This is a genomic window from Streptomyces sp. NPDC093252, assembly GCF_040683675.1.
Taxonomy (GTDB): Bacteria; Actinomycetota; Actinomycetes; order Streptomycetales; family Streptomycetaceae; genus Streptomyces.
On sequence record NZ_JBFBEM010000003.1, the window covers coordinates 404,294 to 427,878 of the forward strand.

21 protein-coding genes are annotated in these 23,585 nt (G+C 71.1%); 8 read left to right on the plus strand and 13 right to left on the minus strand.

The features are described from left to right. Nucleotides 1-53: 53 nt before the first annotated feature. The 5 genes from AB0O01_RS07840 to AB0O01_RS07860 form a co-directional block, all read right to left on the minus strand. Entirely contained in the window at nucleotides 54-1,022 is a 969-nt protein-coding gene (locus AB0O01_RS07840; protein WP_365311582.1) for a hypothetical protein, read from the minus strand. A 112-nt stretch (nucleotides 1,023-1,134) separates the two neighbouring features. Then, nucleotides 1,135-1,347, minus strand: coding sequence for a DUF397 domain-containing protein (locus AB0O01_RS07845; RefSeq protein ID WP_365311583.1), 213 nt, complete (start codon nucleotides 1,345-1,347; stop codon nucleotides 1,135-1,137). Next, complete coding sequence (locus tag AB0O01_RS07850; RefSeq protein ID WP_365311584.1) at nucleotides 1,344-2,213, minus strand: helix-turn-helix transcriptional regulator; 870 nt, start codon at nucleotides 2,211-2,213, stop codon at nucleotides 1,344-1,346. Before AB0O01_RS07850 ends, AB0O01_RS07845 begins: the two co-directional genes overlap by 4 nt. A gap of 247 nt (nucleotides 2,214-2,460) precedes the next feature. Further along, the gene (locus AB0O01_RS07855; RefSeq protein ID WP_365311585.1) at nucleotides 2,461-3,297 is read right to left on the minus strand and encodes an ABC transporter permease; all 837 of its coding nucleotides are present in this window, start codon (nucleotides 3,295-3,297) and stop codon (nucleotides 2,461-2,463) included. After that, nucleotides 3,294-4,259 (minus strand): ATP-binding cassette domain-containing protein, encoded by a 966-nt coding sequence (locus tag AB0O01_RS07860; protein ID WP_365311586.1) that lies wholly within the window; start codon nucleotides 4,257-4,259, stop codon nucleotides 3,294-3,296. Before AB0O01_RS07860 ends, AB0O01_RS07855 begins: the two co-directional genes overlap by 4 nt. A 357-nt stretch (nucleotides 4,260-4,616) precedes the next feature. Between AB0O01_RS07860 and AB0O01_RS07865 the strand changes: the two genes are divergently transcribed. Further along, nucleotides 4,617-5,408, plus strand: coding sequence for a TetR/AcrR family transcriptional regulator (locus AB0O01_RS07865; protein WP_365311789.1), 792 nt, complete (start codon nucleotides 4,617-4,619; stop codon nucleotides 5,406-5,408). An 86-nt stretch (nucleotides 5,409-5,494) separates the two neighbouring features. After that, nucleotides 5,495-5,827: a hypothetical protein gene (locus AB0O01_RS07870; protein ID WP_365311587.1), complete on the plus strand. Its 333-nt coding sequence runs from the start codon at nucleotides 5,495-5,497 to the stop codon at nucleotides 5,825-5,827. On the opposite strand, the gene AB0O01_RS07875 is transcribed toward AB0O01_RS07870, so the two are convergent. Next, nucleotides 5,824-6,816, minus strand: coding sequence for a WD40 repeat domain-containing protein (locus AB0O01_RS07875; RefSeq protein ID WP_365311588.1), 993 nt, complete (start codon nucleotides 6,814-6,816; stop codon nucleotides 5,824-5,826). The two genes, AB0O01_RS07870 and AB0O01_RS07875, sit on opposite strands and share 4 nt — an antisense overlap. A 142-nt stretch (nucleotides 6,817-6,958) precedes the next feature. On the opposite strand from AB0O01_RS07875, the gene AB0O01_RS07880 reads away from it, so the two are divergent. Next, entirely contained in the window at nucleotides 6,959-7,633 is a 675-nt protein-coding gene (locus AB0O01_RS07880; RefSeq protein WP_365311589.1) for a GDSL-type esterase/lipase family protein, read from the plus strand. Here AB0O01_RS07880 and AB0O01_RS07885 read toward each other — a convergent pair. Further along, nucleotides 7,621-8,373: an aminoglycoside adenylyltransferase family protein gene (locus AB0O01_RS07885; protein WP_365311790.1), complete on the minus strand. Its 753-nt coding sequence runs from the start codon at nucleotides 8,371-8,373 to the stop codon at nucleotides 7,621-7,623. The two genes, AB0O01_RS07880 and AB0O01_RS07885, sit on opposite strands and share 13 nt — an antisense overlap. 166 nt (nucleotides 8,374-8,539) lie before the next feature. Between AB0O01_RS07885 and AB0O01_RS07890 the strand changes: the two genes are divergently transcribed. Both AB0O01_RS07890 and AB0O01_RS07895 read left to right on the plus strand, forming a co-directional pair. Further along, complete coding sequence (locus tag AB0O01_RS07890) at nucleotides 8,540-9,127, plus strand: Uma2 family endonuclease (RefSeq protein WP_365311590.1); 588 nt, start codon at nucleotides 8,540-8,542, stop codon at nucleotides 9,125-9,127. 51 nt (nucleotides 9,128-9,178) lie between these two features. Then, complete coding sequence (locus tag AB0O01_RS07895) at nucleotides 9,179-10,171, plus strand: aldo/keto reductase (RefSeq protein ID WP_365311591.1); 993 nt, start codon at nucleotides 9,179-9,181, stop codon at nucleotides 10,169-10,171. Between the two features lie 220 nt (nucleotides 10,172-10,391). On the opposite strand, the gene thpR is transcribed toward AB0O01_RS07895, so the two are convergent. The 4 genes from thpR to AB0O01_RS07915 form a co-directional block, all read right to left on the minus strand. Continuing rightward, the gene (gene thpR, locus AB0O01_RS07900; protein WP_365311592.1) at nucleotides 10,392-10,973 is read right to left on the minus strand and encodes an RNA 2',3'-cyclic phosphodiesterase; all 582 of its coding nucleotides are present in this window, start codon (nucleotides 10,971-10,973) and stop codon (nucleotides 10,392-10,394) included. A gap of 29 nt (nucleotides 10,974-11,002) precedes the next feature. Beyond that, nucleotides 11,003-12,484 (minus strand): MFS transporter, encoded by a 1,482-nt coding sequence (locus tag AB0O01_RS07905; protein ID WP_365311593.1) that lies wholly within the window; start codon nucleotides 12,482-12,484, stop codon nucleotides 11,003-11,005. A 102-nt stretch (nucleotides 12,485-12,586) separates the two neighbouring features. After that, complete coding sequence (locus AB0O01_RS07910) at nucleotides 12,587-13,024, minus strand: MarR family transcriptional regulator (protein WP_365311594.1); 438 nt, start codon at nucleotides 13,022-13,024, stop codon at nucleotides 12,587-12,589. A 227-nt stretch (nucleotides 13,025-13,251) separates the two neighbouring features. After that, nucleotides 13,252-14,649, minus strand: coding sequence for an NCS2 family permease (locus AB0O01_RS07915; protein ID WP_365311595.1), 1,398 nt, complete (start codon nucleotides 14,647-14,649; stop codon nucleotides 13,252-13,254). 146 nt (nucleotides 14,650-14,795) lie between these two features. Between AB0O01_RS07915 and AB0O01_RS07920 the strand changes: the two genes are divergently transcribed. Further along, nucleotides 14,796-15,059, plus strand: coding sequence for a DUF2530 domain-containing protein (locus tag AB0O01_RS07920; RefSeq protein ID WP_365311596.1), 264 nt, complete (start codon nucleotides 14,796-14,798; stop codon nucleotides 15,057-15,059). Between the two features lie 115 nt (nucleotides 15,060-15,174). Next, entirely contained in the window at nucleotides 15,175-17,571 is a 2,397-nt protein-coding gene (locus AB0O01_RS07925; RefSeq protein WP_365311597.1) for a cation-translocating P-type ATPase, read from the plus strand. Nucleotides 17,572-17,650: 79 nt separating this feature from the next. Here the strand turns inward: AB0O01_RS07925 and AB0O01_RS07930 are convergent, their stop codons facing one another. Beyond that, nucleotides 17,651-18,592, minus strand: a complete 942-nt coding sequence (locus tag AB0O01_RS07930) for a hypothetical protein (protein ID WP_365311598.1) — start codon at nucleotides 18,590-18,592, stop codon at nucleotides 17,651-17,653. 188 nt (nucleotides 18,593-18,780) lie between these two features. Then, a complete protein-coding gene (locus AB0O01_RS07935) occupies nucleotides 18,781-21,897 on the minus strand; it encodes a molecular chaperone Hsp90 (RefSeq protein WP_365311599.1) in 3,117 nt (1,038 codons plus the stop codon). A 271-nt stretch (nucleotides 21,898-22,168) separates the two neighbouring features. Between AB0O01_RS07935 and AB0O01_RS07940 the strand changes: the two genes are divergently transcribed. After that, entirely contained in the window at nucleotides 22,169-23,542 is a 1,374-nt protein-coding gene (locus AB0O01_RS07940; protein WP_365311600.1) for a glutamate decarboxylase, read from the plus strand. Nucleotides 23,543-23,585: the final 43 nt, after the last annotated feature.

Consider the following 23,585-nt stretch of genomic DNA (forward strand, 5'->3'; position numbering starts at 1 on the left):
GGCGCCCGGCGGAACAACCACTCCGCCGGGCGCCCTTCGCGCACCCATCCTGCCTAGCCCTGCTCGCCGTCACCCTCCACGAACAGCTCCTCGGCGTCCGTCACGGTCAGCGCGCGGTCGAACCAGCGGTCCAGGACGTCCAGTTCGGCACCGGCGGCGATGCGCTCGCGGACCGGGGCGGGGATGTCGATGTCACGGGCGGCGAGGATACGGAGGATGTCCTCCGTACGCCCTTCGAGACGCCCTTCGACGCGACCCTTGACGCGGCCTTCCTCCTGCCCCTTCGCCCGCCCCTCCAGCCAGGTCTCCTCCAGGAGCGTGCCGCTGCCGGGGAAGTTGGGGGTGTACTTGCGCATCAACTGCCTCCAGAGGTCGCGGTCCGAGCCCGTGCCCAGACCAATTTCGACGTACTCCGCCCACATATCGATGCTCAGCCCCTCACCGGGCGCCGCATCGGCCTCCGAGCTGGCCTGCATCCCGGCCGCCAGCGCCTCCAGTATGGCAGGCAGCCCCGGGTCCTTGGCGTGGGCGAACGCCGCGAACACGGCAAGCGGGACATCCGCCGCCACCTCGGCGGGATCCGTGATCGCGGACAGATTCCCGGGCCCGAGGACCATCGGATACACATGCATGCTGGTGTGAAAGCCGGGACCGATCCGGATGGGCTCCATCGCCCATACGGCTGTCTGCTTGTCCCGGCACAGGACCACCAGCACGGGCGGCAGACGGTACTTGGCATACAAGTAGGCCAAGTAGTAGGTCCAACTGTTGCGCTTGTCCGGGTCCTTCTTCCCCTGTGCCTCGACCGCGAGGAGGAAACCCCCCTCGTCGGAGGCGGCCCGCACCCGGAACAGGCTGTCCACGCGGCGCTCCATCGGCCGGATCTCGGTGAGGTCGGTGTCCAGCGGATCGATCGAGTAGTACTCGGGGAAGGCGATACCGGCCCTCGGCAGGAGCCTGGCGAACAGTCCCGGGTCGTCCCGGAAGATCCGATGCATCGCATCGTGTGGCGAACTAACCATATGACGGACGGTAGTTGGGCGAGTGCGCCCTTTACACGCGATCGGCCCTCACATCAGCCGAACGAGTGAATATGCCAAGTGAATATGACAAAACAAAACCGGGCTCCGGAACTCAGCCCGCCCCACGGCCGAAACCCTCGAACTCCCACCCGAACTGCCGCACGAACGCCTCCCACCCATCCCGCGAAACCGTCACCCACGGCCCCTCGGGGTCTTTGCTGTCGCGGACGGTCCGGCCTTGGGGGGCGGTGGGGGCGACTTCGACGCAGTTGCCCTGCTGTCCGGAGTACGACGACTTCCGGAAGGGGCCCACTACGTCCGTCACGATGCGTCTTCCTTGAGGGTCCGCACTATGGCCCGCAGGTACTTCGAGCTGGCGTCCGGCGTCAACGCTGCTGATCGTAGTAGGTCGAACGTATTGCCGTAAGCTGCGAGGTCTTCGGGAGCTTCGAGGACGGACGTGCCCCGGAGGTTCTCCATCGTGACGGCCTCGGCGGCGGGTTCGTTGTCGAAACTGAACGACGAGAACGCGGAACTCGCCGCCGCAAGCGCCCCCGCGCTGAACGGCAGCACCTGCACCGTCACGTTCTTGCGCCGGCCGACCTCCAGGATCGCGGCGAGCTGCTCGCGATGGACCTCGACACTCACCAGCGGATGCGCGATCACCGCCTCCCAGATGATCGCGGTGTACGACGCCCCGCCCTCCCCGATCTTCGCCTGCCGCCCCCTGCGCACCTTCACCAACTGGGCGATCACCTCCGGCGCCACATAGTCGGGCCCCGCCGAGATCACCGCCTCCGCGTACTGCGGTGTCTGCAACAGCCCCGGCACCAGCACCGGTTGCCACTCGCGGATATAGGTGGCATCGTCCTCCAGCGCGATGTGGTCGACGTAGTCCGGGCGCAGATGAGCGGCGTGTTCCAGCCACCAGCCGCGGCTCTTGGAGTGCTTCGCCAGCTCCTCCAGTTTGGTGCGCACGTCCGGGTCGTCGACGCCGTACGCGTCCAGGAGCAGCCGTACCTCGATCACCCGGGCCGTGACATGCCCGCTCTCCAGACGGCTGACCCGGGCCTGGCTCGCCGCGATGACCTCGGCGGCCTGCGGCTGGTCGAAACTGGCGGCATAGCGGTACTGCCTGAGCGCCGTACCCAATCGCCGACTGCGCACGGTCGGCCGTCCACCTGCGGGCATGTGACCTCCCCTCTCTCTTCGGGGGGTCACCATCCCACAGCGATCACGGACCGTGAGCGCCCATCACTCGATCGAGTGGACGAGTGAATACATTCAGTTGAGTGGGTGCATTCGGGACATATTCCAGGCGGTTTTCGGGACATCGCGGCACGTCACCGCACATCGACCCAGCTCACCGCATCGAACACATCCGTGCCGCACCCACTCACCCGACGGCTCTCCTCGGCCCTCCCGGTCTGCCTGCCGGCTACCTGCTCAACCGCTGGAAGCGCCGCACCGCCAGCGGCAGGAAGACCGCCGTCAGGATCAGCGGCCACAGTCCGGACATCAGCAGGGCGTTCTGCTCGATCCAGGAGTCACCGCCCCCGACCGGCGTGCCGAACAGATCGCGGGTCGCCGCCGCCGTCGAGGAGATCGGGTTCCACGCGGCCACCCAGCCCAGCCAGTCCGGCATCAACTGCGGGGCGACGAAGATGCTGGAGATCATGGTGAGCGGGAAGGCCACCGCGAAGAGACCGCCCGCCGCCTCCGGGTTGGGCACGATCAGGCCCAGCCAGACCCCGACCCAGATCAGCGCGAACCGCAGCCACAGCAGCAGTCCGAAGGCCGCCAGGAAGCCCCAGCCGCCGTCCGGGCGCCAGCCCATCGCCATCGCGGTCAGCATCATGATCGCCAACTCGGCGCAGGCCACCAGCAGATCGGTCACCCCCCGCCCCGCGACCACCGCCGACGACGACATCGGCATCGAGCGGAACCGGTCGATGACGCCCTTGGTGGAGTCGTAGACGACGACCGTCGCCGTGTTGATGAACCCGAAGGCCATGGTCATCACGAACATGCCGGGCATCAGGAAGTCCTTGTAGTCCCCGCCGCCCGGCACGGTCATCGCGCTGCCGAAGACATAGCCGTAGAGGAGGACGGAGAGGATCGGGAAGCCCAGTTGCCAGGCGATGTTCACCGGCTGGCGCTGGTAGTGGGTCAGTCCGCGCCGGACGATGTTCCAGACGTCGGCGAGGAGCCAGTACGTGCCGCCGCGCGCGGGCGGCGCGTCCGTGGTCTTCAGATCGAGGGTGCTGGTGCTCATGCGGCGGCCGTCTCCTTCTCCACCCGGTGTCCGGTCAGGCGCAGGAAGACATCGTCGAGGCTGGGCCTGCGCAGCCCGATGTCCTCGACCGTGACACCCTCGTCCTGGAGGATCCGGGCGACCTCGGTGAGCGCCGCCACCCGGTCGGTGACCGGGGCGTGCACCCGCAACTCCGTCTCGTCGGACTCCGGTTCGCCGTCCGAGACCCGAGCGACGACCTTCACCGCGCGCGCGATGTCGGAGCGCTCGGCGAGGACCACCTCGATCCGGTCGCCGCCGATCAGGTTCTTCAGTCCGTCCGGGGTGTCGTCGGCGATGGCCCGGCCCTGGTCGATGACGGTGATCCGGGAGGCGAGCTTGTCGGCCTCCTCCAGATACTGGGTGGTCAGCAGGACGGTCGTACCGCCCGCGACCAGCGCGCGCACCGACTCCCAGACCTCGCCGCGGCTGCGCGGGTCGAGGCCGGTCGTCGGCTCGTCCAGAAAGAGGACCGCCGGGGCGAGGATCATCGACGCCGCCAGGTCCAGCCGTCGGCGCATACCGCCGCTGTAGCCCCCGGCGCCCTTGTCGGCGGCCTCCGTGAGGTCGAACTGCTCCAGCAGCTCGGCCGCCCGGCTCTTGGCGCGCCGCCCGCCGAGATGGAACAGACGGCCGAACATCTCCAGGTTCTGCCGGCCCGTGAGCACCTCGTCCACCGCCGCGTACTGGCCGGTCAGCCCGATCCGGGCGCGAACCTCGCGCGCCCTGGTCGCCACGTCGAGACCGGCGACCGCGGCCCGCCCGCCGTCCAGCTTGATCAGCGTGGACAGGATGCGTACGGCGGTGGTCTTCCCGGCGCCGTTCGGCCCGAGCAGTCCGTGCACGGTGCCTTCCCGGACGGCGAGATCGAAGCCGTCCAGCGCGCGCTTCTCGCCGTAGCGCTTCTCCAGGCCCCGGGCCTGTACCGCGAATCCGTCGTCCATGTGCCTTCCCCCTCGACGGCCCCTGGGGGCCTCTCCCTGCGACGAGCCCTGCCGCTCACCGACTAACCGAGTACAGCGTACCCGATTGCGCGTACAGCGTACTCAATTTTTACTCCGGGCCGCCCACCAGCCCTTTAAAGTGGTGCCATGACGAGCAGGAAGAAGGTCGACGCCCACGGCAGCGAGGGCGGCGGCCCCGGCACGAAGGGCCCCGGCGGGGCGGATTCCGAGGGTGCGGATTCCGAGGGCTCCGGGACCAGAAGGCCGGGCACCCGGGGGTCCGCCTCCCCGGCACCCGGCTCCCCGGCACCCGGTGGCACGGCACCCGGTGGCACGGAGACCAGCGGCGCCGGGGACATCGTCCGCACCCTCGAACTGCTCTGGGACGTCGGCCGCCGCCCCACCCGCGGCCCCAAACCCGGTCTCTCCCTCGACCGGATCGTGGAGGCGGCCGTCGGGGTCGCGGACGCGGACGGTCTGGAGGCGCTCTCGATGCGCCGGGTCGCCGCGGAACTCGGCACCGGCGCCATGTCGTTGTACCGGTACGTCCCCGGCAAGGCCGAGCTGCTCGATCTGATGCTGGACCGCGTCCAGCGCCCCTCCGAGAACCCCGCCGACCTCGGCGACGGCGGCTGGCGCTCCGCCCTGGAGGCCATGGGCCGCGCCACCCTCGCCCTCTACCGCCGCCACCCCTGGCTGCTCCATGTCAACCAGTCCCGGCCGATCCTCGGCCCGAGCGCGCTCGACGGCATGGAGAAGGTGCTCTCCCGGATCCGCCCGATGGGCCTGCCCGACCGCGAGTTGGTCTCGACGATCGTCCTGGTGGACAGCTATGTCGTCGGCGCCGCCCGCACCAAGGTCCACCAGGCGGAGGTCGAGCGCCGCACCGGGCTCACCGACATGGAGTTCTGGGAGGCCCAGGTCCCGATCCTCACCGAGGTCCTCGACAGCGGCCGGTTCCCCCTCATGGCCTCCCTCGACGACAACACCTGGGGCTCGAACTTCGACCACTTCGAATTCGGCCTCCAGCGCCTCCTCGACGGCCTGGAGGCGGAAGTGGCCCGCAGAGGGTCCTCCGACGGCCGCCCCTCCCGGCCCCCCGAGAACCCCGACCCCACCTGCGCCCCGGACACCACCGGCACCCCCTGACCCCGGCCGGGAACCACCCCTCTCACCCCCCGCGTCCTCCCCGGCGCACCGGCACACGCGCGCACCGCAGGGGGAGGGCACCGCCCATGATGTTCGGCTTCGGCGACGACTGGACGGTCCTCTTCCTCGTCCCCCTGCTGCTGTGGATCCCCTTCGGACCGTTCCTGATGGCCGCCACCGGCGTCTGGTGCGCCCGCCGGCCGGGCCGGGCACCCCGCCTCTGGTCCGTCCTGCCGCCCCTGCTGCCGGTCACGGTGGGCCTGGTCATCATCGCCCTCCCCCGCGCCGACGGCCCCGGCACCAACTGGGACGACATCACCGGCTTCGTCACCGTCTACATCGGCGGCATCACCGTCCTGCCCTGGCTGCTGGGCTACGGCATCACCCGCGCCGTCCGCGCCCGACGCAAGAAGACCTAACCCCGCCGCCTCCTGCGCCGCGCCCCCAGCACCAGCAGCGCCACCACCGCCGCGCCCAGCGCCCCGGCCCCGACGGACAGATCGCGCCCGTCACCGGCCCCGCTCCCCGAGTCCTCGGCCCCGGCCGCCGAGTCGGCGGACCCACCGCCCCCGTCCCCCGGCGGGTCCTCGGGCAGGACCTTGCTGCCCTCGCCCTCGGCCCCGTACATCAGCCGGTTCCCGTCGGCGGTGTAGGTGACGGACTCGCCCTGGACGAAGCCGGTCGGCACGCTCAGCCGCTCCAGGCGCTTGAGCTGCCCGCCGTTCCAGGTGTAGGCGACGGCCCCGAAGTAGCTGCGGACGACGAGATACCGGGCGTCGGGGGAGAGGGTGGCGTCGGTGGCCTCCAGATCCGGGACGGCGGCGATCGGCTTGAACACATTGGTGCCGGACGGCGACAGCTCGGCGGGTCCCTCGTAGAGATGACCGCCCTCGGCGTTCTTGTCGACGACGTAGACCCGCCCGGTCTCCGGGTGCACCACCAGGGACTCGGCGTCCCGGGCGCCGTCCTCGTACTGGACGACGTACTGGGTGGCGCGGACCGTCCGGTCGGTGAGTTCCGCCGGCTCGGGGAGCTGATAGATCCAGACGTGGTCCCAGGTGCCGCCGAGGTTGTCGCCGATGTCGCCGACATAGATCTGGTTGCCGGGGCCGATCGAGATCGCCTCGACGTCCCTCGGGGTGCCGACGCCGGTGAGGGTGAGGGTGGCGACCGTCTCGCCGGTGGCGCTGTCGACGGCGTAGAGGAAGGCGCCGTCGTCGCTGTCGTTGTGCGTCCAGTAGATCCCCGGGTGCTGACGGGACGCGGCGAGACCGCTGGACTCGGTGATCCGCGGGTCCTCGATGGTGAACCCCTCGTCACCGTCGGCGGCGGAGGCGGTCGACGGCAGAGCGAGCAGCCCGCCGGTGAGCAGTGCGGTGGCGGCGAGGGGGACCAGGGATCGGCGCATGCCCCAAGACTGCCATCCCGTACGCCCGTTCCGGCCCGCACACCCGTACGCCCGCCCGCTCCCGGTGGGGTGGCCGGGTTCGCGGCACCGCTGTTCCACCCCGGCCCGTCCCCCTCCCCCACCCATCCCTCATCATGAGCGGATGCTCAGGTTGATGCCGGTAGGCGACTCGATGACCATCGGCAGCGCGGGCGACCACACCTGGCGCTACCGGCTGTGGCGGCATCTGTGCGCCACCTACGGAGGCCCGTTCACGCTGGTCGGCCCGAGGGAGACGCTCTACGACAAGACCGCCGACGCCCCCGTGTCGTACGCCTACGCCGAGCCGGACTTCCCGCGCCGGCATCTCGCCGGGTGGGGCGAGGGCTGGCTGCACATGGCGCCGGTGATCGGGGCCGCGGCCCGCGCCGCCAAGGCCGATGTCCTGCTTGTCTCCCTGGGCCTGATCGACCTGGGTTTCTACACGGACGCCGGGCAGACCGCCGCGAACGTCCGGGCGTTCGTCGCCGGGGCCAGGGAGACCCGGCCCGGGATCGGCATGGTCGTCCTCCCGGTGATACCGAACATCCGGGCCGCCGCCGACGACCACTTCGCCACCGAGGTCGCCGCCTTCAACGAACTCCTCGCCAAGGCCGTCGCCGACCTGGACGAACCCCGCTCCCCGCTTCTCCTCGCCGCACCCCCGCCCGCCTACGACCTCCACACCGACACCTACGACGGCACCCACCCCAACCCCGAGGGCGAACACAAGATCGCGGCGGCCTTCGCGGAGGCCCTGTACCAGGGCTGGGACCTGGGCGCCCCCTACACACCCTGAGCCCGGATCTGCCCGACGAGCGCCGCCGCGCACTCCTCCACCCCACCGGGCGCGGCACCCACCCCCTCACCCAGATACCCCCGCCGCGCCCACTCCAGCACCGGCCGGTGCCGGGCGGGGAGCCGTTCGGCCGCCCATCCGGCCGCCGCGTCCTTGCTCCTGATGTCCCCGGTGACCAGGGTCGTCCAGATCCGGGCCAGGGTCAGCAGCACATTCCGGGTGTCCGTCGCCAGCTCGGCCAGCAGCTCCGGCACCCCGGCGACGATCGCCCGCCGCAGATCGGCGTGCGGTACGACGGGCAGCAGGGTGCGCGCCGACGGTCCGTACAGGGGGGTGTCGGCGGCGCGGGCCATGGTGAGGAGGGGCGCGAGGTCGGGCATGGGTTCCGGGCCGGGGACGTATCCGCGTCCGTACTCCTTCCTCAGCCACTCCCCGTAGAGGAAGTCGCAGACCGGCGGGTACCGCCAGGGGTCGATGGCGGCGCGCGTCACGACGATCAGCTCGACCGGCCGCCGCCCCCTGTCCCCGACCGCGCCGGACACCTCCCCCACCGCCCGCACCAGCGCCGCGCGCCGCCCCGCGCTCAGCGACCGCTCGACGACCACCAGCAGATCGACATCACTGTCGGGCCGCAGCCCGGCGACCACGGCGGAGCCGTGGAGATAGACACCGAGGAGGGTGTCACCGAGGTGGACGTGGAGGAGGGGGAGGAGGGAGGGGGTGGGGTCGACGGGTGCCATGGGGGCGGGGGGCTGCACGGGGTCGGTCGGCTGGTCCGGGGCGGCGGGTCGGGTCGGCATGTCCGGCACTATGGGCGCCGCTCACTGCCCGTGTCCACGCTTTATGCCTATCGTTGGACTGCGCGGCTGCGCCCGTTCGCGGGGCGGGCCGGGGAGGAGCGCCACGATGACCGTCGCAGAGTCCGACAGGATCGATATGGCCGACGAAAACGCACAGCGCCTCGACGCGTGGTTCGAGCTGGTGGAGCGGATGGTCCCCGAGGGATTCAAGGTCGAGGTCGTCGAGGGGGCCGTCCATATGGTGCCGCAGCGTTTCACGCACGGGGAGATCGCGCGCCGGATCATCCATGCGCTGGAGGACAGGTTCGGCAGGGATGTCACGGTGGCCACGGACGTCCGTATCGACTTCCCCGGCCACCAGAACGGCTTCTGCCCCGATGTGATGAAGCTGCGCGACGGGGCTGAGCGGGACGCCGAGCGGGGCTGGCGCCACGAGGACGTGGAATTCGTCGCCGAGGTCATCTCACGCGGTACGGGAGCCAACGACTACGGCCCCAAGAAGGCCGCGTACGCGCAGGCCGGGGTCCCCGTCTATGTCATCGCCGACCCTTATACCGGTCGCTGCCATGTCTTCACCGAGCCCAAGGACGGCGAGTACCGCACCGAGTCCCGGATCGACTTCGGTGATCCCGTCGATCTGACCCACACCTTCCTGGACCTGACCATCGACACCTCGAAGTTCCCCCGCGACTGAACCCCCTCCCCACTTGCCTGGAGCCCACTCCAAGCCGTTGGCTTGTGGACCATGGAGTACACGCAGCTCGGACGCACGGGACTCAAGGTCAGCCGACTCGTCCTCGGCACGATGAACTTCGGTCCGCAGACGGACGAACCCGACAGCCACGCCATCATGGACGCGGCGCTGGACGCGGGCATCAACTTCTTCGACACCGCGAACGTCTACGGCTGGGGCGAGAACAAGGGCCGTACCGAATCGATCATCGGCAACTGGTTCGCGAAGGGCGGCGACCGCCGGGACAAGGTCGTCCTCGCCACCAAGGTGTACGGCAACATGGCGGCCGACGGCGACGCCTGGCCCAACCACGACAAGCTCTCGGCCAAGAACATCCGCCGCGCGGTCGACGCCTCCCTCCAGCGCCTGCGGACCGATTACATCGACCTCTACCAGTTCCACCACATCGACCGGTCCACGCCGTTCGAGGAGATCTGGCAGGCCGTCGACGTCCTGATCCAGCAGGGCAAGATCCTCTACGCCGGTTCCAGCAACTTCCCCGGCTACAAGATCGCCCAGGCCAATGAGATCGCCGAGCGCCGCGGCGGCACGATCGGCCTGGTCAGCGAGCAGTGCCTCTACAACCTGGCCGAGCGGCGCGCCGAGATGGAGGTCATCCCGGCCGCGCAGGAGTACGGCCTCGGTGTCATCCCGTGGTCCCCGCTGCACGGCGGGCTGCTCGGCGGGGTGATCAAGAAGGAGGTCCAGGGCGGACGCCGTGCCTCCGGCCGCGCGGCCGACACCCTGAAGGACCCGACGGTCCGCGCCCAGATCCAGTCCTACGAGGATCTCCTCGACAAGCACGGCCTGGAACCCGGCGAGACGGCCCTGGCCTGGCTCCTCACCCGCCCCGGCATCACCGGCCCGATCGTCGGCCCCCGCACCGCGGAGCAGTTGGAATCCGCCCGCCGAGCGGTCGACCTGAAGCTGGACGACGAGGTCCTCAAGGCCCTGGACGACATCTTCCCGGGCCCGGGTCCCAGCCCGGAGGCGTTCGCCTGGTAGCGGCAGGGGTCCAGCTCTTCAGCAGGCGGCGGGCGAATCGCCCTTCAGGGGCGGGAGGAACTCCGCGACCAGCCACGACGCACCCGCACCCGCACCCGCACCCGGCAGATAACGGGCACCCCTACCTCCCCACAGCAGAAGCCAAAGCGACAACCACAAACAAAAGCACAAGCGCACCGGCCATAATCCGGTTCCGGGTCTTCGGATCCACGCCCCGAGCCTAACCGCCGCCCCCCAGCCCCCAGCGCCCGACCACCTCGTACCGTGGCCGGGCGCCCGGCACTCCGGGCGCCGGCGGATTGCTGCGGACCAGCGCGATGTCCCCGACCCGCCACTCCACCCCGCCGAACCCCTCCAGCGCGGCCACATACGACCCCACGTCGGGCGGAGCCCCACCCCGTGCGCGGGCCAGCGTCAGATGGGGCCGGTACCGCCGGTGCTCCGCGTGCCCGGCACCGGCCCGCCGTCCCGCCGCCTCCGCCCGTTCCGCGAGCCGCCGCAGCACCACGAGGTCCCCCTCCGCCCCGGCCCACAGCGCCCGCCCGTGCCCGAACTGCCCGCCGCCCCGCACGGCCAGCGCGAAGGGCGGCGTCCGCCCCGCCGCCCGCGCCAGCCGCGCCGACAGCTCGGGGACGACGCCGTCGTCGACCTCCCCGTAGAAGGCGAGGGTGAAGTGCCAGCCGGCCGGGTCGGTCCAGCGCAGCGCCTCCCCGCCCGGCAGGCGGCGCAGCGCGGCGACCTCGTCGGCGAGGGCGTCGACCACGGGTCCGGGCGGCGGCAGCACGGCCGCGAAGAGCCTCACGGCCCCCGACCCTGCCACACCCGGCCGCTTCAGGCAGCCCCCGCCAGCTCCTCCTCAGCCGAATCCCGGTCCCGATTCCGGTCCCGATTCCGGTCCCGGCCCCCGTCCCGCTGCCGGTCCCCGTCCCCGTCCCCGTCCCGCTGTCGCGGCACGAACCGTACCCGCGGCCGTCCCGCGTCCCACCCCATCAACAGCCGCAGGCCGCCGGTCCGGGCGAGGACGACGCCGATGGTCGCGGCGGCGAGGGCGGCGACCGCGCCGCCGACCGCGAGGCCGACCCGGGCACCGTAGGCGTCGGTCATCCAGCCGACGATCGGGGCGCCGACCGGTGCTCCGCCGAGGAAGACCATCATGTAGAGGGCGAGCACCCGGCCCCGCATGGCGGGGTTGGTGGACATCTGGATCGCGGTGTTGGCGGTGACGTTGACCGTCATGCCGAACAGCCCGATCGGGATCATCAGCAGGGCGAACATCCACAACTGCGGTGTCGCCGCGGCGGCGATCTCCAGCAGCCCGAAGAGCAGCGCGGCGGCGCTGAGCACCCGCAGCCGCGCGGTGCCCCGGCGGGCGGCGAGGAGCGCCCCGGTGACCGAGCCGACGGCCATCAGGGTGTTGAAGAGGCTGTAGGCACCGGCCCCGGCGTGGAAGACGTCGTCGGCGAAGGCGGACAGGTACACCGGGAAGTTGAAGGCGAAGGTGCCGATGAAGCCGACCAGCACGATGGGCCAGATCAGCTCGGGCCGCCCGGCGACATACCGCAGCCCCTCTCTCAGTTGTCCCTTGCCGCGCGGGGCGCGTTCGACGGTGTGCAGCTCGCGGCCCCGCATCAGCAGCAGTCCGGTGATGGGGGCGAGGAAGGACAGCCCGTTGAAGAGGAAGGCGTAGCCCGTGCCCACCCCGGTGATCAGGACACCGGCGACGGCGGGGCCGATCATGCGGGCGGACTGGAAGTTCGCGGAGTTCAGGCTGACCGCGTTCTGGAGCTGGTCGGGGCCGACCATCTCGGAGACGAAGGACTGCCGGGCGGGGTTGTCGACGACGGTGGCGAGGCCGACGGCGAGGGCGGCGAGATAGACGTGCCAGACCTCGACCAGTCCGGTGAGGGTCAGTACGGCCAGCGCGAGACCGCTGAGGCCCATCGCGGTCTGGGTGAACAGCAGGGTGCGGCGCTTGGGGAGCCGGTCGACCAGGACCCCGCCGTAGAGGCCGAAGAACAGCATCGGCAGGAATTGCAGGGCCGTGGTGAAACCGACGGCGGTGGCGGAGCCGGTGAGGCTGAGCACCAGCCAGTCCTGGGCGATGCGCTGCATCCAGGTGCCGGTGTTGGAGACGACCTGTCCCATGAAGAAGAGCCGGTAGTTGCGGATCCGGAGGGACGAGAACATGGCGGAGGACCGGCGCTTCTCGCGGGGGTCCTCAGGGTGGTCGTCGGTGGCGGTTGTGGTGCTGGTGCTGGTGTCGGTGTCGGGTTCCGGTGCGGGTGCGGAAGGTATTCCGGGTCCCGTACTCAAAGGGGTTCGCCTCCTTGGGACGAGGGTGACTGGGGCGACGACGGGGGCGGCCGGGGCGCGGCCGGGGTGACCGAGGCGCTACGGGGGGTGACTCCTCTGGCGCTACAAGTGCGCCAGCTTCTCCAGCACCGGCGCGGCGGCGCGCAGCTTCGCCCACTCGTCCTCGTCGAGGCCCTCGGCCAGCGTGGCGAGGAAGGCGTTGCGCTTGGTGCGGCTCTCTTCCAGCATCGCCTCGGCCTGCTCGGTCTGGGTGACCACCTTCTGCCGGCGGTCCTCCGGGTGCGGCTCCAGTTGGACCAGCCCCTTGGCCTCCAGCAGCGCGACGATACGGGTCATCGACGGCGGCTGGACATGCTCCTTGCGGGCCAGCTCACCGGGGGTGGCGGTGCCGCAGCGGGCCAGTGTGCCCAGGACCGACATCTCGGTCGGGCTCAGGGACTCGTCGACCCGCTGGTGCTTGAGCCGACGGGACAGCCGCATCACGGCCGAGCGCAGAGAGTTCACGGCGGCGTCGTCGCCATGGGTGGTGAGGTCCGACATGTCCTTAGCGTAACTCATTACTCTCTCTAAATACCACCCCGCGGGGCGCCCCCCACCCGGCAGGACGCCCCCCGCCCACGGGACACCCCCGCCCACGAGCCCCCGCCCACAGGTCGCCCCCGCCCACAGGCCCCCACCCGCAGAGCGCCCCCGCCCGAGGGCGCCCCCTCACCCCCGAGGGCGCCCCCCTCACCCCCGAACGCCACCTCACCCCCGGAGCAGCCGCCCTACGTCAGCCCCAGCGCCGGCATCAGGTAGTAGAAGGCGAAGACCCCGGCCACCGCGTACATCGCCACCGGGACCTCCTTCGCCCGCCCGGCCGCCAGCCGCAGTACGACGAAGGTGATGAAGCCCATGCCGATGCCGTTGGTGATCGAGTAGGTGAAGGGCATCATCACCATCGTCACGAAGGCGGGGACGGAGAGGGTGTAGTCGGACCAGTCGATCTCCTTGATCGACCCGGCGAGGATCAGGAACCCGACCGCGACCAGGGCGGGAGTGGCCGCCTGGGACGGGACCATGGTGGCGACCGGGGTGAGGAACAGCGCGACGGTGAAGAGCGCGCCGGTGACCAGGTTGGCGAAGCCGGTCCGGGCGCCCTCGCCGACCCCCGCCGTGGACTCCACGAAACAGGTGGTGGCGGAGGAGGAGCTGGCGCCGCCGGCCGCGACCGCGATGCCGTCGACGAAGAGCACCTTGTTGATGCCGGGCATCTGGCCCTCGCCGTCGGTGAGCTTGGCCTCGTCGCTGACGCCCATGATCGTGCCCATGGCGTCGAAGAAGCAGGACAGCAGGACGGTAAAGACGAAGAGGACGCCGGTCAGCACCCCGACCTTCGCGAACCCGCCGAACAGACTGACCTCGCCCAGCAGCCCGAAGTCGGGCGTGGCGACCGGGTTGCCGGGCCACTGGGGCGTGGTCAGCCCCCAGGAGGGAATGGTGGCGACGGCGTCGATGATCATCGCGACGACGGTCATGGCGATGATGGAGATCAGGATCGCCCCGGCCACCTTGCGCACGATCAGCGCCAGCGTCAGCAGCACCCCGAGCACGAAGACCAGCACCGGCCAGCCGTTGAGATGACCGTCGCCGCCGAGCTGGAGCGGGACGGTGGTGTGGGCGGCGTCCGGGATCCGGGACACGAACCCGGCGTCGACCAGCCCGATCAGCATGATGAACAGGCCGATACCGATGGCGATGGCCTTGCGCAGCGAGTACGGCACGGCCGCCATCACGCGTTCCCGCAGCCCGGTGGCGACCAGCAGCATCACCACGAAACCGGCCAGCACCACCATGCCCATGGCGTCCGGCCAGGACATCCGGGGGGCGAGCTGGAGGGCGACGACGGAGTTCACCCCGAGCCCGGCGGCGAGCGCGATCGGAACGTTTCCGATCACCCCCATCAGCAGGGTGGTGAAGGCCGCCGTCAGGGCCGTGGCGGTGACCAGTTGGCCATTGTCGAGCTGGTGACCGTACATGTCCTTCGCGCTGCCGAGGATGATCGGATTCAGCACGATGATGTACGCCATCGCGAAGAAGGTGGCGAAGCCACCGCGAATCTCCCGGGGCAGGGAGCTGCCCCGCTCGGAGATCTTGAAGTAGCGGTCGAGAGCCGAGCTGGGCATCGTTTAGAGGTTCCTACGAAGATAAGTGGCCAGTAAGAAACAGTTTCAGTATGAACATATGAAGCCCAAAACACCTATCTCCGCGCGTAGACCGGCGTGGGGGATCCGGTCCCGGACGCGCCCCGGACTCCTCGTAAGCTGGCCCCATGGCGAAGTGGACACCCCGGCACGAGGCACCGGAGCCCCTGGAGGGCCCCGTGGTCGCCACCATCACGGGCGGCACGATCCTCTGGTTCGCCCTGTTCCTGGTCCAGCTCCCCTTCTACGGCTGGTTCGCCGACCACGGCCACACCTGGTGGCTCTGGACCTGCCTGGCGGGCGCGGGCCTGGGCCTGATCGGCATCTGGTACGTAAGGAAGAGGGACCAGGCGATCAAACGGGCAGCGGCAGCGGCAGCAGAGGGCCTTTAGGGACGCTGGGGGGTACCTCCTCTGGGGGAGGAACCGCGCGACCAGCCCCCACCCACCCGCACCCCTACCACTACAACGAGGGCACAGCCCCCTTCCCCCACGTACCGTCAAAGACATGACGCACACCGAGGCGGGTACCGGACTGAATCCTGCGCACTCCCCCTCCCCACCCCCGGGACCGGCCGGTGGACTCACCGGCGCGGAGGTCGCGGAGCGGGTGGCGCGCGGTCAGGTCAATGACGTCCCGGTCCGCAGCAGCCGCTCCCTCGGGGAGATCGTCCGCGCGAATGTCTTCACCCGCTTCAACGCGATCATCGGTGTGCTCTGGGTGATCATGCTGTTCGTCGCGCCGATCCAGGACAGCCTGTTCGGGTTCGTGATCCTCGCCAACACCGGGATCGGGATCATCCAGGAGTGGCGGGCGAAGAAGACCCTGGACTCCCTGGCGCTGATCGGCGAGGTCCGCCCGACCGTCCGCCGGGACGGCACCCCCACCGAGGTCGGCACCTCGGAGATCGTGCTGGACGACGTCATCGAGTTCGGCCCCGGGGACAAGGTGGCCGTGGACGGAGTGTGTGTCGAGGCGGACGGGCTGGAGATCGACGAGTCGCTGCTGACCGGCGAGGCCGACCCGGTCGTCAAGCACCCGGGCGACGAGGTGATGTCGGGCAGTTTCGTGGTGGCCGGCGGGGGCGCGTTCCGGGCGACGAAGGTGGGCCGGGAGGCGTACGCGGCGCAGCTCGCCGAGGAGGCGTCCCGCTTCACCCTCGTCCACTCCGAACTCCGTACCGGCATCTCCACGATCCTCAAGTACGTGACCTGGATGATGATCCCGACCGCGATCGGGTTGATCATCAGCCAGTTGGTGGTGAAGGAGAACGCGTTCAAGGACTCGGTGGCGCGCACGGTCGGCGGAATCGTGCCGATGGTCCCCGAGGGGCTGGTGCTGCTGACCTCCGTGGCCTTCGCGATCGGGGTGATCCGGCTGGGCCGCAAGCAGTGCCTGGTGCAGGAGCTGCCGGCGATCGAGGGCCTGGCCCGGGTGGACACGGTCTGTCTGGACAAGACGGGCACGCTCACCGAGGGCGGCATGGATGTCATGGAGCTGCGCCCGCTGGGCGGGGCGGAGGAGGCATACGTACGGACGGTGCTGGGGGCGCTCGGGGAGTCGGACCCGCGGCCGAACGCGTCGCTGAAGGCGATCATCGACGCCTACCCGGACAGCGGGGAGTGGCGCTGCACCCGGTCGCTGCCCTTCTCCTCGGCCCGCAAGTACAGCGGGGCGTCCTTCAACGAGGGCGGCGGCACCGCGAGCACCTGGCTGCTGGGGGCGCCGGATGTCCTGCTGGCGGCCGGTGACCCGGCGCTCGCGGAGACGGAGCGGCTGAACGAGCGGGGTCTGCGGGTGCTGCTGCTGGCGCGGGCGGCACGGGAGCTGGACGACCCGGAGGTGGCGGCGGGGGCGGCGCCGGTGGCCCTGGTGGTGCTGGAGCAGCGGCTGCGGCCGGACGCCGGGGACACCCTGCGGTACTTCGCCGACCAGGACGTCCGGGCGAAGGTGATCTCCGGGGACAACGCGGTCTCGGTGGGCGCGGTCGCCGGAAAGCTGGGGCTGACGGGTGCGGTGGTGGACGCGCGGGAGCTGCCCGCCGGGCGGGAGGAGATGGCGGGGGCGCTGGTGGAGGGCACGGTGTTCGGGCGGGTCACCCCGCAGCAGAAGCGGGACATGGTGGGCGCGCTCCAGTCCCGGGGGCACACGGTCGCGATGACCGGCGACGGGGTGAACGACGTCCTGGCGCTGAAGGACGCCGACATCGGGGTGGCGATGGGCTCCGGCTCGGAGGCGACCCGGGCGGTGGCGCAGATCGTCCTGCTGAACAACAGCTTCGCGACGCTGCCGAGCGTGGTGGCGGAGGGCCGCCGGGTCATCGGGAACATCACGCGGGTGGCGACGCTGTTCCTGGTGAAGACGGTCTACTCGGTGCTGCTGGCGGTCCTGGTGGTGTGCTGGCAGGTGGAGTACCCCTTCCTCCCCCGCCACCTCACCCTCCTGTCCACCCTCACCATCGGCGTCCCGGCGTTCTTCCTGGCCCTGGCGCCGAACAAGGAGCGCGCGAAGCCGAACTTCGTCCGCCGGGTGATGCGGTACTCGATCCCGGGCGGGGTGCTGGCGGCGGTGGCGACCTTCGCCACGTATCTGATCGCCCGGCACCACTACACGGGCCCGGGCGCGCTGGACGCGGAGACCAGCGCGGCGACCCTGACGCTGTTCCTGATCGCGATGTGGGTGCTGGTGATCATCGCGCGCCCGTACACCTGGTGGCGGGTGGTGCTGGTGGCGGCGATGGGGGGCGCGTTCCTGCTGGTCCTGGTCGTCCCCTGGCTCCAGGACTTCTTCGCGCTGAAGCTGGTGGGGACGACGATGCCGTGGATCGCGGTGGGGATCGCGGCGGGGGCGGGGCTGGTGATGGAGTTCCTGTGGCGGTGGGTGGACCGGCGGTTCCCGGCGTGATCCGATCCCGGGCGCGAAAAAGGCGCGGGAGCCTCGGACCGGCCGCCGCCGGTCCGGGCTCCCGCGCCCGCGTTCGGGGCTACTTCACGTCGATGAAGTCACCGGTCGCGTTGACCGCGGGGGTCGTGCTGGTCCCGGCGAAGCTGTAGCGGTAGTAGCCGTCCTGGGACGCCTTGACCGTGGTCTTCAGCTCGCCCTTGCTGTTGGTCTTGATGGTCTTGACCGTGGTGTAGGTGCTGGCGCTCTTCTTGCGGAACTGGAGCTTGACCGGCTGGGTGGAGTAGCCGGTGTACGTTCCGGTGTCCCAGTTGGCGCGGGAGAGCTTGCCGGTGACCGTGATGGTCTTGCCCTTCTTGACCGGCTCGGGGCTGGCGTTGGCCGTCAACTTGGAGAGGCGCTGGAGCTTGGTCGTGGTGACCTTGTCCTGGTCGACGTAGCCGATCTGGCTCCAGTCGGCGTTCGGGTCGAGCGGGTCCTGGCCGTTGAAGTCGATGGCCCAGCCGACGCCCTTCCAGCTCGTGGCGTCGGCGTTGCTCAGCTCGATGTCGGGGTAGACGTCGATCTTCCCCTTGCAGTTGGCGGTGGTCGACGAGGTGGCGGTGCAGGTGTGCAGCTCGTCGCCGTAGAGGTTGTTGGTCGGGTCGGTGAAGTCGCCGCGGTAGATCTCGACGTTGACGAACAGCTCGGGGTCGGTGATGTCGATGTCCGCCGCGTGCGTCACCTTGTAGCTGACGGGGACGCTGACAATCGCGGAGGTACCGGCGACGATCGCCTTGCCGTTGTTGACCTTCACACCGGAGAACTTGAGGTCGAGGGCGTAAGGAACGCCCGGCTCCGCGGCGGCGGCGCTGAACGCGCTCTTGCCGTCGGCCGCCGCGGACGCGTCACGCGCCGCCTGGGCGATCTTGGAGATGTCCTCCGGGGTGTAGGAACCGCCGTCGGCCTGCGCGGCCGGGACGGCGAGGGCGGAGAGGGCCAGGGCGCCGCTGACGACGACGCCGAGGGTGACCCGCTTGCGCATGTGCTTCCCCCTGGGAAGTTGGGGCCCCGGCGGTCGCGCGGCGCGCGCTGCGCGCGCCGGTGCGCGGTCACGCCCGGGGTCCGGTTGATCAAGTAAGCCTGTTGGCTTATCTGATCAGATGCATCACGCGCCCCAATGGTTGTACACATCCATGAAGAATTCGTGAGCGAGTTCGGAGACGGGGGCCCTCAGTCGAACCACCGGTCCCGAGCCAGTTCCTCCGTCCGGGAGGCGTCCTCCAGCAGGGCCGCGACCTCGAAGCGGCGGGGCCACTGGCGGGCCGCCCACGCCAGGCCCGCCGCCACGCCCTCCAGGGTCGCGGCGTGCAGGACGCCGTCGTCGGTGAGCCGCCAGTCGACCTCGACGCCGTCGACGATCAGCTCCTCGTGCTCGACATAGGAAAGGGGAACGGACGGTCCCAGCAGGACCCGTACCGGGTCCGGTACCTCGTGCTCCGTGCCCTGCGAGTCCACGGCCCCCGACACCGACTCGCTGAGCCGCCGCACCTGGAACAGCTCCGCCAGTTCGGCGGCGCGGGCGGGGCGGACCGGGAGGAGGGGGACGCCGTCGGTGAAGGGGAGGAGGTCCGGGGAGTCGACCACGACCGCCGCCGAGGCGTCCACCACCGTCACCTCCCCGTCCCGCACGGCCCGCAGTTCCTCCGGCAGGGTGACCTGTTCGGGGTCGAGGTCGGCCAGGGCGCCGTAGAGGGCGTGGAGCTGGGCGCCGGTGACCTCGCGGGAGGGGTCGGCGAGGCGGTCGAGGAGTTCGGCGGCGCCGCCCGGCTCGTCCAGGAGGGCGGCGACGGAGGTGCGGACGCCGAGCGCCCGGAGCACCTGTTCGTCGTCGAAGCCGGTGGCGTCGGCCTCCTCGTAGAGGCCGCGCAGGAGCGGGTCGCCGCCCGCGGCGAGCAGTCCGGCCGGGCGGCGGCCGTCGAGCACCGGGTTGCCGCGCAGCCACCACGCCGTGTACGGCCGGACGACTTCGTGGGTGCCGTCGGCGAGGAGCACGCGGACCGGCTGGGTGAGGGCGTCACGCAGGGGCGGCCGCGCGAGCAGGGCGAGGGCCTCGGGCCATTTGTCCTCGTCCACCAGATCCAGGTCCCGGACGGCGATCAGCTCGGTGGCGACGGGCGGGACCGGGGAGTCGGGGAAGCGGTCGAGGATGTCCTCGCTCCAGACATCCACGGCGTCGAGGAGTCCGGCGTCGTCGGGCTCGGCGTAGTCGCCCTCGCGGGGTTCGAGTTCGTCGGGGTCGAGGACGACGTCGGTGGCGCGGACGAGGGCGAAGGTGGCGAGGACCCCGCAGGCGGCGAGCGGCTGCTCACCCCACTTCGCGGCCAGCTCGGCGTCCACATAGGCGAGTTCGTCCTCGCGCATGACGGCGGCGAAGGGGCTGCCGGGGAGGACGAGTTCGCCGGCCGGGGCGGGTTCGCCGTCCTCGTCGGGGAGGGCGAGGGCGCCGAGCCAGGGTTCGTCGGCGGGTTCCAGGGCGGCGGCGCGGACGAGGGCGAGGACGGTGTCCGCGAGTTCGTGGGCGTCCGGGGTGTCCTCGTCCCAGCTCACGCTGAGGCCGTCGTCGTCGAGGGAGGCGGCGACGGCGGCGCGGACCTGGGGGGTGGTGAGGACGGCCCGGGGGGTCGCGGGCAGGGCGCCCAGCTTCTCCAGGAGGGGGTGGGCGGCGTCCGGGTGGGCCATCTTCAGCCCGAGGCGGGCGAGGACCTCGGGGTCGAGCCCGGCGGAGTCGGGGGTGGGGAGGAGGACCTGGCGGGGCCCGATGGTCGTCCGGCCGTCGGCGAGGGGGACGGGAAGCCCGGAGAGGCGGTCCGGATCGACCCCGGCCAGGCTGTCGTACAGCCGCCACCACCAGTCCGGTGCCTTCTCCAGCCCGGCCAGCCGGTCCACGGCGTCGGTGAGGGGCACGCGGGCGACCCCGAGGGTGCGCAGTTCGGCGCGGCGCTCCAGCCCGGCGGGCAGCAGCGTCGGCAGCACCTCGGCCAGCACCCGTACGGTGTCGGCGCCCGCGCCCTCGACGACCTCCGCGTCCCGGGGCCGCAGCGACTCCGGGGCGTCCTCCTCGGTGGGCGGGAGAGCGGGCGGGAGGAAGGGGGTGCGGGGCAGGCGCTGGAGGACGGCGGCGCGCAGGGCGCCGTCCAGCTCGCCCTTGCCCAGCGGGCCGGGGACCAGCGGAATGATCGCGTCCGTCACCGGGCGCCAGTCGGCGAGGAGTTCGGTGTAGGCGTCGGCGGCCTGCTCGACCAGGAAGTCGGTGAGCGGGCCGGGGGCGGTGTGGCGGCGGGTGGTGTCCTGCGGGAACGACGCGATGAGCAGGGCGGGGACGCCGAGGGGTTCGTCGCTGGGGGTGGGGGCGTGCAGAACGGGGCTGGTGCGGGGGGTGACGGGGGCGCCGTCCGCGTCCACCGGCACGGCCCAGGTGACCGACCAGTGGGGCCGCAGCCGCTCCTCGACGGGCCGGTCGGCGAGCAGTTCGGGCGCGAGGGTCCCGTGCGCGGCGGCGGTCCGCCACCGGGTCGTCCCGTCCCGCGAGTCGTCGACGACGGTCAGCCCGCTGTCGCTCCCCCGCCGCAGCGTCCGTTCCCCGTCCCCCACCTCCACCACGACCTCCGCCAGCCCCGGCAGGGCGAGCAGCAGGGCGTCGTCCACGGCGTCGAGGAGGCGTTCGGCGAGTTCGGCGGCGGCGGTGTCCCGCAGGGGGAGGATGACGGCGGTGTCGTAGGGGTCGGGGGCGGTGCCCTCGGCGGCGAAGGGAAGGCGGAGGAGGGGGACGTGGCCGTCGCGGCGGCGGACCTCGTCGCCGAGGCCGGGGCTGTGCCGGGCGGTCTCCGCGGCCAGCTCGCGCGCCTCGGGGAGGGACCAGCGGACCCCGCCGTGCCGTCCGACGACGGCGGGCTCGTCGGTGACGGCGATGACGGCCGCGAAGCCGACGCCGAACCGTCCGACGGACACCTCGTTGTCCCGCTTGGCGGAGGCGCGCAGGGTGGCCAGCGACTCGACCCCGGCGGCGTCCAGCGGGGCGCCGGTGTTGGCGGCGACCAGCACCCCGTCACGGAGGGTGAGCCGGAGCCGTCCCGGCACCCCGGCGCGGGCGGCGGCGTCAGCGGCGTTCTGCGCCAGCTCCACGACCAGCCGGTCCCGGTAGCCGCCGAGGACGAGGTCCTCCTCGGCGTTGGCGTCCTCACGGAAGCGGGCGGGGCTGGTGGCCCACGCGTCGAGCACCCCACGCCGCAGCCGGGCGGTCCCGAACGGGTCGGCCCCCTCGGCGGCCGGCCGCACGAACTTGCTCACGTTCACTCTCCTCATCGGCGTGGGGATGACCGTACCGCTCGCGGCGGGGGCCGGGGCACGCCGCCGGAGGGCCGCGGGGCGCGCGACGGGAAGGTCCGGCGGGGGAATGCGGTGACGGTGCGCGGCGGTGACGGCCGGCGGTCGCATTCGGCCGAGTCGAATTGCGGCGGCAGAGCCGCGCGCACAGCATGAGGGTGTCCCGCGCGGTGCGTATGTGCCGCGCGGCGCCGCGCCCGGAAAACCGGAGAACCGGAAACTGGAGTGACCGACGATGTCGACGGACCAAGTGGTGTCGGTGAATCCGCTCTTCGCCCGCCCCGGCGAGACCAGGGCCGTCGAGCGGTACCGCATTCCGGTCGATTCGATGCTGCCCGAGACGGCGTACGAGATCGTGCACGACGAGATCATGCTCGACGGCAACGCGCGGCTGAATCTGGCGACCTTCGTCGGCACCTGGATGGACGAATACGCCACCCGCCTCTACACCGAGGCGTTCGACAAGAACGTGATCGACAAGGACGAGTATCCGCAGACGGCGGAGATCGAGGACCGCTGCTGGAAAATGCTCGCCGATCTGTGGCACGCCCCCGATCCGCGTGGCACCATCGGCACCTCGACGGTCGGTTCGTCGGAGGCGTGCATGCTCGCCGGTCTGGCGCTGAAGAGGCGCTGGCAGCAGGCCCGCCGAAAGGCCGGGAAGAATACCGATCGCCCCAATCTCGTCATGAGTTCCGCGGTGCAGGTGGTGTGGGAGAAATTCTGCAACTACTGGGACATCGAACCGCGTTGCGTCCCGCTGAGCGAGGAACACAGAACCCTCGACGGGCACGATCTGGCGTCGTACGTCGATGAGCACACGATCGGGGTCGTCGCGATCCTCGGTGTGACGTACACCGGGATGTACGAGCCGGTGGCGGAGATCGCGGCGGCGCTGGACCGGATCCAGCGGGACACCGGGCTGGATGTGCCGGTGCATGTGGACGGGGCCTCCGGCGGGATGATCGCCCCGTTCCTCCAGCCCGATCTGGTGTGGGACTTCCGGCTGGAGCGGGTCCACTCGATCAACACCTCCGGCCACAAGTACGGCCTGGTGTATCCGGGGCTCGGCTGGGTGGTGTGGCGTACGGCGGAGCTGCTGCCGGAGGACCTGGTCTTCAAGGTCAGCTATCTGGGCGGCGAGATGCCCACCTTCGCGCTGAACTTCTCCCGCCCCGGCGCGCAGGTGCTGCTCCAGTACTACCAATTCCTGCGGCTCGGGGCGACCGGTTACCACGAGGTCCAGAAGGCGTCGCAGCACGTGGCGATGTATCTGGCCCGGGAGATCGGCGGGCTCGGCCCGTTCGAGCTGTGGAACGACGGTTCCGACATCCCGGTCTTCGCCTGGCGGCTGAGGCCCGGCCACACCGGCGCCTGGACCCTCTACGACCTCTCCGAGCGGCTGCGGCTGAAGGGCTGGCAGGTACCGGCGTATCCGCTGCCGGACGGCCTGTCGGACATCACCGTCCAGCGGATCGTGGTGCGCAACGGGCTCGGCATGGATCTGGCGCGCTCGCTGATGGACGACATCCGGGAGGCGGTCGGCTACCTCGACCGGCTCAGGAGCCCGCTGCCCGACGAGCCGCAGATGTCCGGATTCCACCACTGACCGCGCGGCCACGCGCCCCGCCGGGCACGGCGGGGCACCGAGG